Annotated in this window: 11 protein-coding genes and 1 pseudogene; 2 read left to right on the forward strand and 10 right to left on the reverse strand. The window is 64.5% G+C overall.

Features of this window, described 5'->3' with window-relative positions:
* Positions 1–29: 29 nt before the first annotated feature.
* The 4 genes from peaD to peaA are packed head-to-tail and all read right to left on the reverse strand — an operon-like array spanning position 30 to position 4,552.
* Positions 30–1,151 (reverse strand): quinohemoprotein amine dehydrogenase subunit beta, encoded by a 1,122-nt coding sequence (peaD, locus tag Q9451_RS17765; RefSeq protein ID WP_012272120.1) that lies wholly within the window; start codon positions 1,149–1,151, stop codon positions 30–32.
* Between the two features lie 31 nt (positions 1,152–1,182).
* Positions 1,183–1,506 (reverse strand): quinohemoprotein amine dehydrogenase subunit gamma, encoded by a 324-nt coding sequence (gene qhpC / locus Q9451_RS17770; protein WP_012272119.1) that lies wholly within the window; start codon positions 1,504–1,506, stop codon positions 1,183–1,185.
* A gap of 1 nt (position 1,507) precedes the next feature.
* Entirely contained in the window at positions 1,508–2,938 is a 1,431-nt protein-coding gene (gene peaB / locus Q9451_RS17775) for a quinohemoprotein amine dehydrogenase maturation protein (RefSeq protein WP_012272118.1), read from the reverse strand.
* 48 nt (positions 2,939–2,986) lie between these two features.
* Positions 2,987–4,552, reverse strand: a complete 1,566-nt coding sequence (gene peaA / locus Q9451_RS17780; protein ID WP_041166696.1) for a quinohemoprotein amine dehydrogenase subunit alpha — start codon at positions 4,550–4,552, stop codon at positions 2,987–2,989.
* Positions 4,553–4,964: 412 nt separating this feature from the next.
* Between peaA and Q9451_RS17785 the strand changes: the two genes are divergently transcribed.
* Together Q9451_RS17785 and Q9451_RS17790 are read left to right on the forward strand one after the other, a co-directional pair.
* Positions 4,965–6,458, forward strand: coding sequence for an aldehyde dehydrogenase family protein (locus Q9451_RS17785; RefSeq protein WP_012272116.1), 1,494 nt, complete (start codon positions 4,965–4,967; stop codon positions 6,456–6,458).
* A gap of 105 nt (positions 6,459–6,563) precedes the next feature.
* Positions 6,564–7,877, forward strand: a complete 1,314-nt coding sequence (locus tag Q9451_RS17790) for a hypothetical protein (protein ID WP_345960695.1) — start codon at positions 6,564–6,566, stop codon at positions 7,875–7,877.
* A 143-nt stretch (positions 7,878–8,020) separates the two neighbouring features.
* Here the strand turns inward: Q9451_RS17790 and Q9451_RS17795 are convergent, their stop codons facing one another.
* From Q9451_RS17795 to Q9451_RS17820, 6 genes and pseudogenes are all read right to left on the reverse strand, one after another.
* On the reverse strand, positions 8,021–9,313 hold the full coding sequence (locus Q9451_RS17795) for a tryptophan 7-halogenase (protein WP_012272114.1): 1,293 nt from the start codon (positions 9,311–9,313) through the stop codon (positions 8,021–8,023).
* Positions 9,306–9,983, reverse strand: coding sequence for a hypothetical protein (locus Q9451_RS17800; protein WP_012272113.1), 678 nt, complete (start codon positions 9,981–9,983; stop codon positions 9,306–9,308). Before Q9451_RS17800 ends, Q9451_RS17795 begins: the two co-directional genes overlap by 8 nt.
* Positions 9,973–11,706: an ABC transporter ATP-binding protein gene (locus tag Q9451_RS17805; protein WP_012272112.1), complete on the reverse strand. Its 1,734-nt coding sequence runs from the start codon at positions 11,704–11,706 to the stop codon at positions 9,973–9,975. The genes Q9451_RS17800 and Q9451_RS17805 overlap by 11 nt, the downstream gene beginning before the upstream one ends.
* A gap of 3 nt (positions 11,707–11,709) precedes the next feature.
* On the reverse strand, positions 11,710–13,620 hold the full coding sequence (locus Q9451_RS17810; protein ID WP_345960696.1) for a sigma-54-dependent Fis family transcriptional regulator: 1,911 nt from the start codon (positions 13,618–13,620) through the stop codon (positions 11,710–11,712).
* 433 nt (positions 13,621–14,053) lie between these two features.
* A complete protein-coding gene (locus tag Q9451_RS17815; protein ID WP_041166695.1) occupies positions 14,054–14,299 on the reverse strand; it encodes a hypothetical protein in 246 nt (81 codons plus the stop codon).
* Positions 14,300–14,769: 470 nt separating this feature from the next.
* Positions 14,770–14,879: pseudogene (locus tag Q9451_RS17820) on the reverse strand (curli production assembly/transport protein CsgG); the annotation flags it as partial.
* Between the last annotated feature and the right edge of the window lie 8 nt (positions 14,880–14,887).

A 14,887-nucleotide genomic window follows, 5' to 3' on the forward strand; every position in this document is an offset into this window, starting at 1 on the left:
GGTAAACCCGCGAACAGGCCCACACCGATCTAGCGGATGAACACCTGGGGCGTCGTGGTAGACATGTCACCACCCGGCAACTTGATGTTCCTCACTTTCTCCAACGTTTCCGGGTTGAACACCGCCAGGTCGTTGAAGGTGCCGCCCAGGTACAGTTTGTCGCCCTTCTTGTCGAAGGTGACGCAGTAGTAAGTGTGCTCCAGGTTAGCCGCCTTGATCAGCTTGCGCTGTTTGATGTCGTACTTGGCCAGGCGGTTGAGCACGCCGTAGATCTGGTTCGGGTCCTTGGGCGAGCGCAGGCCGGTGAAGTACAACTCAGTCAGGTCGGCGAACTCCTGGGTGTGGGTCTTGCCGGTCTTCAGGTCGACGCTCAGGTAGCCATACAGCGGCTCGGCGGTGGCCGGGTCCTGCTTGTCGTCCTTGAACTTGGCAATGGTGTACAGCATGGTGAACTCGTGGCGCGGGCTCTGGTGCGGCCAGAAGTACAGCACGTCCGGGGCGCTGTAGCCCTTGCGGTTCCAGTTGCGCAACGGCAGGGCCACTGTGTATTTGCCGGTCTTCACGTCCATCTTGTAGATGTCCGGCCCTGCGACGAACAGGCTGCCATCGTCAGCGGCGCGCATCAGGTACACCTGGCGCGGCATCGGGAAGGTACGCACCGGCTTGGCCTGCAGGCCATCGGCGGTGCTGAACACCTCCAGCCGCGGCGGTTTGACCACGTAATGGTCGTTCAGCATCTGGGTCGGGTTGACCGTGGCGTACACTTCCTTGCCATCGGGGCTGATGGCGAACGAGTACATCGACCGGCCGACTTCGCCTGCCACGCTGGACAGGTTGGCGCGGAAGGTGTTCTTGCAGGTGTCCAGGTCGAAACCGTAGATGTCGCCGTAGTGGTTGTTGAGCACGTAGGCGGTGCGGTTGTCCGGCGCCATCATTGCGGTGCCAGGGCCGAACTTGTCGGGCATCTGGCAGCTTTTGTAGACCGTGTCACTGGCCACATCGACCACATGCAGGTTGTTCGGGTAGTTGGTCACGATCATGTATTCGTGGCCAGCCTTCAGTGCCGGCCCGGTGTCGTCGGCCTGTACCAGCCCGGCGCAGGCCGTGGCGGCGATGGTGAGCGCAAGTTGCGCGCAGCGTCCAGCTTTCATGCGGTTTCCCCTTGTCATTCTTGTTGGGCCGTCACTTGTCTTTCGGGAACACGGTGCCGAGGTTGCGCCAGTCGTCCGCCGAGTTGGTCGCCTGGGCGTTCCAGTCCTGGTAGGTGCTCATCATGTCCGGCACCTGGGCTGGCCACCAGCAAGGGTCGGAGCAGCCATACAGGTCGGCCTCCATCGGTTGGCACAACGAGCTGACGCCGCCAAAGGCATCCACTTCCCAGCCCGGGTCGGTGGTGGCCGTGCAGCCTGCCACCGCGCTCATGGCCATCACTTCTTCGACACGGTCTTCGGCGGCGGCCTGCTCCAGGATGCGCGCCTTGTTGTTCAGGGGCTTCAAGTGCTTCATGTCAGTGCGCCTTCCGCGGGGTGATGTAGCGATCGATGAAGGCCGGGTTGGCGGCCATGATGCGGCTGTAGACTTCGATGCCGAAGTCCACCCAGTCGCGCATCAGTTCGCAATAGTGGTAGGTCGGGTGCTGCGGGTCGCCGTAGCGTGCATAGCTTTCGTGGTAGCAGCCGCCCGAGCACAGGTTGCGGATGCGGCAGCTTTCACAGCCGGTGTTGCTACGGTCCAGGCGTTGCGACAGGAAGTCGTTGAGCTGCGCCTGCTTCACCCCTTGGTGCACATTGCCGAAGGTCGGCAGGCTGGAGCCGGTGAAGCGGTGGCACAAGTTCAGCTCGCCCTCGTGGTCAACCGCCAGCATCTTCAGCCCGGCGCCACACGGCAGGGCCTTCTTGTGGCCTTCGTGGATGTCGGTGATCAACTGGTGCAGGTTGGAGAAACCGATGTTGCGGTGCGCCAGCGCCGCCTCCAGGTAACGCCGGCCGAGGGCCTTCATGTTGGCGAACACCTGCACCAGCTCTTCGCTCGTGAGGTTGAAATCGGCCATGTCGCCCGAGGTCACCGGGGCAAAGCCGACTTCGGCGAAGCCCATTTCATTGAACAAGTGGTTCCAGATGGTTTCGACATCGGTAATGCCACGGGTCAGCGTGACCCGCGCGCCCACCGGGCGGCTGGTGTAGCGCGACAGCAGCAAGTCGGCCTTGCGCCGCACCACGTCATAGGTACCCTGCCCACCCACGGTGATGCGGTTGCGGTCGTGCACGGTCTTGGGGCCGTCGATGCTGATCGACAGGCCGAAACGGTGGGCGTTGAGCCAGTCGATGATTTCTTCGGTCAGCAAGGTGGCGTTGGTGGTCATGATGAACTCCACCTGCTTGCCCGCCTCGGCGAAACGCCGTTCGCAGTAAGCCACCATGTGCTCGATCAACGGCCGGTTGGACAGTGGCTCGCCACCGAAGAACACCACACTGTAGCGCTCCTCGTTGGGCGATTCCTTGAGCAGCATCTCCACCGAGGCCTCGGCGGTGGCGGTGCTCATCTTCTTGCCGGCGGAAGGCTTGTCCAGGTCTTCCTTGTAGCAATAAGTGCAGCTGAGGTTGCAGCCAGTGTTGACGTTCAGAACCACGGTGTTAAGCGCGGTGCGTTCGACCTGCTTCAGGGCGATTTCCGGGGTCAGCGGCGAGCCGTCGCTGACCAGCTCCAGCGCGATCAGCTCGCGCAGGGTGTCCTGGATATCGTCGCCGGCAAACTGCTGGCCAAGGCGCTGCATCAGCTCCTCGGCCGAGCAGCCTTGCTGGCGCAAAGCGTCGATGATGCTGCCGGTCACCGCATCGGTGGCAAACAGCGAGCTGCTGGGAATATGGAACAGCATGCGGTCGGCATCGACCTGCACTTCGTGCAGGTTACGCTCGACCAGGTTCAGTAGTACGCCCATGGCGACCTCCCGATAATCGATCCGTTGGAAAACCGTTGCGCCCTGCCGTTATGGCAGCGGCGGGTTGTTCCAGCGCTGTACGGTGACGATCATGTGCCCTTCGCCGGTCTGGCCACCGTCGGCAAGCGTGGCGATGACTTTCAAGTTACCGGCGTTGTTGGTCATCATCTTGCGCTCGGGGTTGGGCCCGGCACCGCCTGGTACGAACACGCCATCAGCCTGCATCTGCCCGGCGAACTTGACGTCTTCGTCCTCGACCGCACGCTCGTTGAACGGCTCGACCTTCCAGGTGGCCGGCAGGTAGCCGATGCGCAGCGGTTGGCCGCTGGCGTCTTTACCCCAGGCTTCGGCCTCGAAGCGGCCCTGCACTTTCGGCACCGAAGCGCCGTTCTCGCCAATGCGGGCGATGGAGAACGCCGGCACCACCTTCACTTCGTCGACCTTGTCGTAGACCGCCAGGTTGACACCTTTGAGCGCGCCCACCGCAACCTCGCGCTGGCCAGGCTTGGCGTCTGCCGCGGCGCGGGCCTTGACCCGTACCAGGGTCGGGGTTTGCTCCAGCACCTCGGTCACTTCCACCCCTGCACCCAAGTCGGGCTTGCCGTCCAGGCCGCTACCCACCAGGGTGATCTCGCTTTCGCCGCCGGCCTTGATGAATGCCGGCTGAACCGCCAGCAGGCGCGCCTTGCCTTCCTTCGCCGCCGTAAAGTCCAGGCCACGCTCATCGTGGTCGGCTTCGAACATACGGCCTTTCATCTCGCCATCCAGCGCGGCGAACACCTGGCGCAGGTTGGCATCGCCGACCTTGACGTTGCCACGCCACTCATAGCCGTTGTAGAGGATCGCCGTGCCGCTGCCGTTGAACGGCGTGCCGTCGGCGTAAGCGCCCTTGACCTCGACCTTGAAGGTATCGCCCTCCCCAGCCGTGACGCTCATCACCCCACGTACATCGCCCTTGGCCAGCATATGGCCGCTGAATGCCCACTGCCCCGGCAGTGCGTCAGCCTTGGGTTTGGCCTTCTGCCATTCGGCCCAGGCCGCGCTTTCCATCGGGAAGCGCTTGGCAAGCTCCGGCACCACTTGTTGCAGGGCAATCGGCAGCCAGTCGCGGTCACGCGCCTGGGCCTGGTACTCAAGGGACGGCCATTGGCCAAGGTGGAAGTTGACCAGGTGTTCCCACTCCTTGGCCGGGCGCCGTTGCAAGGCGACGCGGGCACCGGAGTGGCAACGGCCACAGGTCTCGCTGAGCTGGGTGTCGAAGTGCTCGACGGTATTGAGCCGGCGCTCCATGGCGTAACGCACGCCATCGGTTTCGCTGGGCGCCAGGCCCTGCTTGTCGGCCAGGTACTTGACCAGCGTGCGACGGTCGTCGTCACTGATCTGCAGGCCGTGCATCACCTGCATGCGGGCAATGCTCATCAGCCAGCCTTCCGGCGTCTTGCGCTGGTGGCTGATGCGGCTATAGGTGTCGTTGCCTTCGGGGATATGGCACCCCATGCACTTGTTCTGCAACAGGCTCGGGCCCTGCTCGGCCGCCATGGCCTGGGTGCTCAGCAGCGCGGCGGCGACCAGCGCCAGTTTGCCCGCATGCCGCCGGAGTCGAGTCGTCTTCAAGGTCAGACCTCCACGGTTGTTGTTCTTATCGTTTTCGCACGCTTTGGTACAGCAGGTGTGCATGTGACAGTTGTGATACAGGAACTGTGCCAGGTGCTGTAAAAGCGTTGCCTTTCAACCTTTTAGGCAGTTTCCGGGGCTTGGCCAGCAGCACGGATGGCCAATTGCAGCGTGCCATTTCGCGACAGGGTGTTTCAGGTTGAGACAACACCTGACATGCCGGCTGCTGGCCCTGAGAGCCGCTGTTTCACCACCGTCTCACACCGTCTCATTGTGCAACAGCGCACCTTTGCAAACCGAACCTTGCGTCACGGCAAAACCCAGTCAGCTCAAGGCCTTGCCGCCATCTGCCCAGGTTGGCACGGCCATTGCGCCGGTGCCCGCCACATCCAATGACAAGAGGCACCGTCCCATGCTTTCCGAACTGCCCATCCTGCCCGCCACCCGCGCCTTTCTCGAACGCAAGCTAAAGATGCGCATCGGCGCCGAGTGGCAGGACGCCGCCAGCGGTCGCACCCTGTCGTTCCGCAACCCGGCCACCGGCGAAGTGCTGGGTGAAGTGCCCGCCGCCGAGGCCGAGGATGTCGACCGCGCCGTGCGCGCCGCCCGTCAAGCCTTCGATGATTCGCCCTGGAGCCGCCTGCGTCCGCGCGAGCGGCAAAACCTGTTGTGGCGCCTGGCCGACCTGATGGAGCGCGACGCCCGCCAGCTGGCCGAACTGGAATGCCTGAACAACGGCAAGAGCGCCGCCGTCGCCCAGGTGATGGACGTGCAACTGGCCATCGACTTCCTGCGCTACATGGCCGGTTGGGCCACCAAGATCGAGGGTAGCACCGTCGAAGCCTCCATGCCGCTGATGCCCAACGACCAGTTCCATGGTTTCGTGCGCCGCGAGGCGGTGGGTGTGGTCGGCGCCATCGTCGCCTGGAACTTCCCGCTGCTGCTGGCCTGCTGGAAACTCGGCCCAGCCCTGGCCACCGGTTGCACCGTGGTGCTCAAGCCCGCCGATGAAACCCCACTGAGCGTGCTCAAGCTGGCAGAACTGGTAGACGAAGCCGGCTACCCGGCAGGCGTTTTCAATGTAATCACCGGTACAGGCCTGAACGCGGGCGCTGCGCTCAGTCGCCACCCTGGGGTGGACAAGCTGACCTTCACCGGCTCGACCGAAGTCGGCAAGCTGATCGGCAAGGCGGCCATGGACAACATGACCCGCGTCACCCTGGAGCTGGGCGGCAAGTCGCCGACCATCGTCATGCCCGACGCCAACCTGCAGGAAGCCGCAGCCGGTGCGGCCACGGCAATCTTCTTCAACCAGGGCCAGGTGTGCTGCGCGGGTTCGCGGCTGTATGTGCACCGCAAGCACTTCGACAACGTGGTGGCCGACATCGCCGGCATCGCCAATGGCATGAAACTGGGCAACGGGCTGGACCCAGCGGTGCAGATGGGCCCGCTGATCTCGGCCAAGCAGCAGGACCGCGTCACCGGCTACATCGAGCTTGGCCGCGAACTGGGCGCGACCATCGCCTGTGGCGGTGAAGGCTTCGGGCCGGGTTACTTCGTCAAGCCGACGGTGATTGTCGATGTCGACCAGCGCCACCGCCTGGTACAAGAAGAAATCTTCGGGCCGGTGCTGGTGGCAATGCCGTTCGATGACATCGACGAAGTGATCGGCATGGCCAACGACAACCCCTATGGCCTGGGCGCAAGCATCTGGTCCAACGACCTGGCCGCCGTGCACCGCATGATCCCGCGCATCAAGTCGGGTTCGGTTTGGGTCAACTGCCACAGCGCACTGGACCCGGCACTGCCGTTCGGCGGCTACAAGATGTCTGGCGTTGGTCGCGAGATGGGCGCAGCAGCCATCGAGCATTACACCGAGCTCAAATCGGTGCTGATCAAGCTCTGATCTTTTTCCTGTGCCGGCCTCGTCGCTTTTGCAGCAGCAGCCTTGTGCTGCGAAGAGGCCGGTACAGGCACCCCAAAAAACAACAACAAAAACATGGAGCACACCATGAGGCACACCCTCGCCTGCACATTGGCCCTGCTGTTCGCCGCACCCGCCAGCCAAGCCTACGAGTTGTACAACCACAACGGCACCACCCTCAACGCCGACCTCGAAGCCCTGTTCGGTGTGTTTCACAGCGACGAAAGCTTCAACCAGGCCGGCAACCGTCAGCCCGGCAGCACCGCCTGGCAGGAGGGTTACATCAAATACGGCCTTAGCGGCAGCCAGGCCCTGGCCGACAGCGGCGCCCTCTACGGGGCCGTCAACCTGCTCAGTTCCGCCACCTGGGGCGATGGCGATGCCGCCGGCCTGACCCTGGGCGACGAACGCCGCACCGCCATCGAAGACCTGTACCTGGGCTGGCGCTCGGCCAACCTGTTCCCGGCCCTGGGCGAAGACGGCGTGGACATTTCAGGCGGTCGCCAGGTAGTGACACTGGGCGATGGTTTTCTGATCCAGGGCGACCCGGTGAACCTGGGCAAGGTCGACCTGGGCGCCAACTTCGATCGCGTCGGCGCCTACTACCTGGCCGCCCGTAAAGCCTTCGACCGCACCGCCGTGCTGCGCCTGGGCGGCAAGCAGGGCTGGCGCGGCGACCTGATGTGGCTGAAGTCCGACAACCACTACCAGGCCGATACCTCGCTGGCGGTAGCCAATTTGGAACACGTCGGCGACGCCGGCACCGTGGGCCTCAGCTGGATCCGCGGCCTGGACGTGGACCAACGCTACGCGCAAATCATGGGCCTGGAACACCGCGACGGCATGGACACCGCCAGCCTGCGCGGGCGCGGCAACCTGGGCGTGAAGGACCTGGAACTTGCCGCCGAGTACGTGAGCCAGGACAAGACCGGTGGGCGCGAGAATGCCTGGTACCTGGAAGGCAACTGGACCTTCTCCGAACTGCCCTGGTCACCGACTGCCACCTACCGCTACAGCCGCTTCTCCGAAGGCTTCGACCCACTGTTCTATGGCCTGAGCCGAGGCTATGGCACCTGGTTCCAGGGTGAAGTAGCGGCCAACTATGCCGGGCCGTTCAACAAGAACAGCCAGGTGCACCATGTGGCGCTGAAAGGCAAGCCACGGGACAACCTGACCGTCGGCGCGCTGTACTTCGACTTCGATACGCTGGACACGGATCAGGGCAACCTCGGCGGACGTGAGCTGGACCTGTACGTGGAATGGATGGTCAACGAGCACCTGCTGATCAGCCCGTTGGTGGGGTTCTATAAGCCGGAGCGCAGTGCGAACAACGGCGGCACGCAATTGGGTGGGCGGGATACGGGGGCCTACATGCAACTGATTGTCGGGACCTTTTTTTGACTCTGCAGCCTGGGGCTGCTTCGCAGCCCTTTCGCGACGCAAGGCCGCTCCTACACAAGTACAGCGCAAGCATCACAGGCGATGTTGTACCTGTGTAGGAGCGGCCTTGTGTCGCGATGGGCCGCAAAGCGGCCCCGGCCATCTCAAGCCAACCCCTGCTCCACCAGCCACCGCCGCACCATCATCTGCTGTTCACCCGGTAAGCCCGACAAAACCGCCCCAATTGCCAGGCCACCCAGCAACGCCCGTACCACAGGCGCCAACTCCACCCCCTGCAAATGCCACACCCCCAACGGCTGGTCCGCCGTCACCACCACCTCGGCCTCGTCCACCAGACCGTCGCGCAACACAGGCCGCCGTTCAACCCGCACGGCGCTCCAATCCGCGGCCGTATGCAAGGGCTGCGCATCCGGCCAGCCTTGGCGCCGAGCCCAAAATGGCTGCCCTACCCGCCCTTGCTCCTGCCCATAAAAATCCCGCCCAATGCGGGCAAATCGCAAAAACAGCTGTTCGACCCGCTGCTGGTGAAACTGCCACGCCAACACCGCCCGCTCGGGCCGGCGCAGCAAGGTGTTGATCACCACCGGCGCCTGCAACGCCGAAGACAGTGACTGGAAAATCCCGTTACCCGACAGCGGGTCAACGGCCATCGCCGCATCACCCACCCGTATCCAGTCATGCCCGACGCATTCGCCCGCCAGAATGGCAGTACTGCTGCGTGCATGCACCTGTGCCGGCACCAACGCCTGATCGTCGAACAGCTCCGCGACCAACCCGCTGCGTGCCCGCAGCGTCGCGCAATAATCGGCCAACCCGGCCTTACCCGGCAGGCCTGCAGCGTCCTGGGTGACTTGCCAGTAGCAACGGCCATCTGCCAGCCGCGCCATCCACGCCCAGCCATCCTCCAGGCTTTCCACTGCCGACGCAGGCGCGCCAGGGCTACCCTGCCAGACATTCAGCAGGCTGACTGTTTCCGGCCCGCGCAGGCGGTCTGCGGCCAGCGGTGCCTGGCGGCCTCGGGCCTCAACGAGAAAATCAGCCGTCAGCACTTGCCCATCGTCCAGACGCACATGATGACCGCCCTCGTGCACCACCTCGCGTACCCGCCCCTCGACCACGCTTACACCGGCACGCTGAAGATCGCCGCGCAGCGCCCGATCAAACCGTTGCCGATCCAGCAAGAACTCCTGGTTCATTCGCAGGTGCTGGCCATTCCAGTGCACCTGCCGGGTAGCCGGCGTGGCCGCCTGGCTCAAAGCACCGCCGAGGCCCGCATGCCGCAAGCCCTCCAGCACCCGTTGCGAAACCCCTTCAACAGCCGCGAAACGGCGCCACTGCGACACCACCGTCACGGTATAACCCAGCCGCCGCAGGCCTATGGCCGTGGCCGCACCCGCAGGGCCGGCCCCCAACACCACAATGTGCGGTTCAGGCATGGCTCGCCCCCCGTCGCTCTGGGCCTGAGAACGTCGCATGCTGACGCAACCACGCATGGATTCGCTGGCGATCCATGCCCGGCTCGTCACGCAGCAACGCCGCAATCCTACCGCTCAATGCCGCACAACCCAGGCTAGCGCCCGCTCTGCCGCCCGTCCCTACATAACCGCCAAAGTCCGCCTGCCGGGTGCCCAGCCACGACCACTGGCCGGGCGCGCAACGTGCATCACCGGTCACCCGGATCACCCCTGGGTAGCTGGCTGGGAATACGGGCCCGCCCTGTGCCGGGCTGGATGCACACAACACCACGCCCGCAGCCAAGGCCTCAGCGCAGGCCTGATGCAAAACCGGCCGGTCCTGCTGCAGGCCAAGGCTCAGGTTGACCAGCGTAGCCCCCGCTTCCACCAGCCACAGCAGCGCTGCCGCCACCTGCAAGGCACTGGTACTGGCCTGGCCGCTGAACACCTGGGCCACCAGCAACGGCACAGGGCCAGCCTCCCGTTGCAAGCTGGCCAGCACGGCACTGCCATGCCCTAGCTCATCGGACAGCATTGCGCCTTCACGTAACTGGCCGTCTTCCAGCCAGAAACGGCGGGCATCGAGCAAGCCGTTGGTTTGCTCCGGCGAGCAGCCACTGTCGATGACCCCAACGCGCACGTCAGCGCCCATGTTTGACCGTCTCCTGCGGCAGTACCTGCAACTGGCCGTCATGCAACTGCAAGTGCAGGTCGGCATCAGCCAGAGTCGACGCGCGGTGGCTGATGAGGATCCGCGTGCGGCTGGCAAACAGCTGGTCGATAGCTGCGATCACCTCACGTTCGGTGGCTTCGTCCACCGCCGAGGTGGCCTCGTCCAGCACCAGAATCGCCGGGGCCTGCAACACCGCACGGGCGATGGCGATGCGTTGCTTCTGGCCGCCGGACAACTGCTGGCCACGTTCGCCCAGCAAGCCGTCCAGGCCCAGCGGCAGGCTTTCGACCAGGCTGTCCAGCCGCGCCAGGCGCACCACCCGCTCCAGCTCTGCGCGGCTGGCCTCGGGCACACCGTAGGCCAGGTTCTGCGCCAAGGTGCCACGGAACAGCACGATGTCCTGGCTGACGACGGCGATACGCCTACGCAACGCAGCCAAGTCCAGCTCGCGCAGGTCGGTGCCATCCAGCAGGATGCGCCCGGCGTCCGGGTCGTAGAAGCGCTGCAACAGGTCGATCAGGGTCGATTTGCCCACCCCCGAGGCACCGCTGATGGCCACCTTCAGCCCGCCAGGCACACACACCTGTACGTTATTCAGCACCGCACCTTGGCGCCCTTCATGGGCAAAGCTCAGTGCTTCGAGGCACAATTCGCCTGGCCCATCGGGGATGGGTTGCGGGTTGGCTGCCGGGCGCACGGCCACCGCCTCCTGTTTCAGCTCCATCACCCGCCCCAGGCTCACAGCCATGCGCTGCACCGCCACGTACAGGCCCAGCAGGCTCTGCACCGGCCCTACGGCCATGCCCATGTAGGTGGAAAAGGCGATTAACGCGCCTAGCTGCCAGGTCCCCTGAATCACCCACCAGCCGCCGACCAGGAACGCGCAAGCGCGGCACCAGGAGGTGAGCGTGCCGGGAACGGCCTGGGTGAAGAATTCGGTCACCTGCACCTTCAGCAACTGGCGCATGTAGCCCTGGCCAAGCTGATCCAGCCGCCCTGCCTCGCGGCCTTGCTGGCCGGCCGCCTGGATGAACTTCATCGCCGGCAAGGTCTCGACCAGGAACGACGACACATCCGCCGAACGCTCCCGCAGGTTGCGCACTTCGCGCTCTACCTTACGGCGCATCCAGCGCAGCCACAGCACCTCGATCGGTACCAGCAGCGCCAGCAACAGCGACAACTGCCACGACAGCATCAGCATCAACGCCACCGCGCCCACCAGGCCGATCACCGCCGACACCGCCGAGAACAGCGAATCCACGGCAAAGCGCTGGATCTCCGCCACATCGCCGTCCAGCCGCGAAAGAATGTCACCCATGCGCCGCCGCCCGTAGAAGGTCGGCGACAACTGCTGCAGGTGGCGGTACAGGTCATCGCGCAGGGCGAACAGAATGCGCCCAGACAAGCGCGTGTGCAGGTAGCGGTTGACGCCAGCCAGCACCGTGCCCAGCAGGCCTGCGCCGATCATGATCGCCGCCATGTGCCAGAGGGTCTGGTAGTCCTTGGCCAGCAGCCCCTCGTCGATCAGCGTCTTGACCAGCCAAGGTTGCGCCAGCGCCAGCAGCGAGGCACCTAGCGACAGGCCCAGCAGCAGGCCGATGGCACGCCGGTGCGGGCGCACGAAACCATACAGCCAGGCCAACGCCTGACGCATGAGTACAGGGTCGCTGGACTCCACCAGCTTTGCGAACAATGGGCCCATGGTTCAGCCGCGCAACTGCTTGAGCTTGCGGTACAGCGTCGCCCGGCTGATGCCCAGTGCTTCGGCGGCGGCCGACACGTTGCCCTGGTGGCGCGCAAGGGCGCCACGGATCAGCTCCAGCTCGTTGTCCTTGAGGCTACCGGAGGGCGCCGAGCCGCTGGCCAACTCGTCCAGTAGGCAATCGGTGAGGTGGTCCAGCGTCAGCACCTGCTCGCCGTTCTCGCGCATGGCCAGTGCCGTGCGCACCACCATTTCCAGCTGGCGGATGTTGCCTGGCCAGTCGAAGCCTTCGAGCAATGCCGCCAACGCCGGGTCTAGCGTGACGCCACGGGCATCGGACTTGTCCAGCAGGCCTTGAATGATCGCGGCCAGGTCGTCACGCTCGCGCAGTGCCGGCAGGCGCAGCGACACGCCGTTGACCCGGTAGTACAGGTCTTCGCGGAAGTGCTGCTCCTGCACTAAACGCTTGAGGTCGCGGTGGGTGGCGCAAATCAACGCCACGTCGATGTCCTGCTCGTCGCCGGCACCCAGCGGCGCCACACGGCGCTCTTGCAATACCCGCAATAGGCGCGCCTGCAAGGCCAGCGGCATGTCGCCGATTTCGTCGAGGAACAGTGTGCCACCATGGGCCTGCATCAGCCGCCCGACCATGCCGCCCCGGCGGGAGCCTGTGAAAGCACCCTCGCGGTAGCCGAACAGCTCGGACTCGATCAGCCCTTCGGGGATGGCCGCGCAGTTGACGGCCACGAACGGTTTGTCGGCACGCGGGCTGGCCTGGTGCAAGGCTCGGGCGACCACTTCCTTACCGGTACCGGTCTCGCCCAGCAGCAGCACCGGCAGGCCATTGCCCAACCCTTGGCGGGCCATGCGCAGGTTGCGCGCCAGCCGTGGGTCACCACCGGCCAGCGCGTCGAGCGCGGGCGACTGCTTGCTCAGCGTCGGCTTGCTTGCCGGCGTACTGCCATTGACCCGGCCATGGCGCGGCAGCTGCAGGGCACGGAAGTAGAACTCGCCCTTGGCCGTCTGCACGCTACTTACCCCGCCCTGCCATAGCCGCGCAATAAAAGCAGGTGAACGCTCGCCGAGCAGGTCAGTGCTGCGCCGGCCAATCAGCTCATGGCGCGGCACCTGCAGCAACTGGCAAGCACTGTCGTTGGCGGCCAGCACTTCACCGTCCAGGCTCAGCGCCAGCAGCCCATGCCAGGCACTGTTGAGGTACTGTGGACGGCTGTGGAAGGCCAACACCAGCTGCTCTGGGTGGCACAGGCCGAACAGGCGGCTTTCGATGTTGCCAGCGGCCAGCATCAGCGTTGACAGGCTGTCCTGCGGCTGCGCCATCACGCCTTCACGGGTGATGTCGAGCACACCGATCACATCGCCGCGCGGGTCGCGCAGCGGCACGGAAGTGCAGGAGAACGGGCTGAGGCGGTCCAGGTAATGTTCGCCGCAGTTGATCAGCGTCGGCCGGCCTTCGACAACCGCCGTGCCGATGGCGTTGGTGCCGCGCAGCGACTCGCTCCAGCAACTGCCGGGGTGCAGGTCGCGCAGGCCCTCGCGGCTGAGTACGTGCGTCTGGCCTTCGATGGCCAGGACGTTGGCCTGGGCGTCGCCGAGGATGACGATACCGGCCTTGCCCTGGCGGGCGACCAGGTAGTCCAATTCGGGGGTGACGGCGTCGACCAGCAAGCGGTTGCGCTCCAGCAGCATGCGCAGGTCGTGGCCCTGTTCCAGGCCCAGGCCGACTTGTTCGCCTTGCAGGCAATCCAGGCCATAGCCTAGGCTGCGCCGCCAAGAAGCGTCGATTTCGTCGCGCAGCATGCCCAGCGGCAACTCGCCTTCGCTGGCCAGTTTCAGGCGGGCCTGGCGGGATTCGTGCAGCGGGTCGTGGGCGTTTGTTATTAGTTGTCGCGCCATTTTCTACTCCGGCTGTGCCCCGCAAGGTGGCGGGGTACGGGCTTGGGAATTTTCCGCAGTGTGCGGGAGAAATGGCTGGGCGTCATCTGGTTGATGGGCTGGGGGATGGTTGGGGGTGTATGGCTTGGGTTTTCGGGTGGGGCGGATATCGAGCGCCGCCCGCGCGGCGCATCGCGAGCTACGCTCGCTCCTACGTTTGTTTCGGGCCAATTATGTCTGTGGGATTTGCGCGCGAATGCCTTGGCACACGGCTCAATATCGCGTCGAACAAACAAGGCGGTCGCGCGCACCTGGCACAGGCGTTACTGGCCAAAAACAAACGTAGGAGCGAGCGTAGCTCGCGATGCGCCGCGCGGGCGGCGCTCGATCTCACAGGCGCCAAACCTGTATAGGTGTGCACCTGGAGGCCCATACGCAGGCCCCGAGCCAGCCCTCAAAAACCCTGCATCTGTACCGCCTTCCCTCGCCCGGTCAGCTGCTGCCTTTCAACCCCATCCAGCAAAGCCTCCACCACCGCCTTTGCCGAATCCAGCCCATGGTCATTGCTCAACAACAGATCACGACAAGTCCCCTTGGCCAACTCCAACGCCTTGAGGTTGGTCGCAAACGCCCCCTTGAGCAGCGTGGACAGATGCACCAGCGCATCTTCGTAGTCCACCCCTGCACGCACGGCAAACAACGGCGGATGGCTGCATTCACAAGTCGAAAAACTGGAGGACGCCGTGGTGGCGCGTACGGGAGGATCAGGTAAGCCTTTTGTCATTGTGTCGCTCCTTGATTCACTGGAGCCGCCACAGATCGCTACCAAACGAAGTGGTGACGGCTGTACGCAGGTTGGTAGACCGGGAATCAAGGAAACCGGCGCGCACGGAGGCGCCCTACGCACAGCCGCCATAAAACGAAACAGCCGGGCACAAAAAAGCGCCAACTGTATCGCAGAGCGGGCGCTTGTGCGCCTTGATTGATCGCGGGCTACCAAACCCGGCTGCTGGATTGACAGCAGCGGGCAAAGACTACCGAGGTCAGGGAAGGGTTTCAAGCTGAGGGCATTTGTCGTAACACTTCTGTCAACCGCATTGGCCTCTTCGCGGGCAAGCCCGCGAAAAGGCCCTCAAGATAGATCACGGCTGGAGGTGTCGATACCCAGGTGGTGTCGTCGGCGATGATGCCACCCTCCAGCTTCAGGTTGGCGGACTGCAGCGGTGGCAGCTCGACCATGATGTCCCTCCGACATTAGGCTTTTTCTGTGAGGCGGGGATGAAACGGA

The organism is Pseudomonas sp. NY8896 (genome assembly GCF_039634505.1).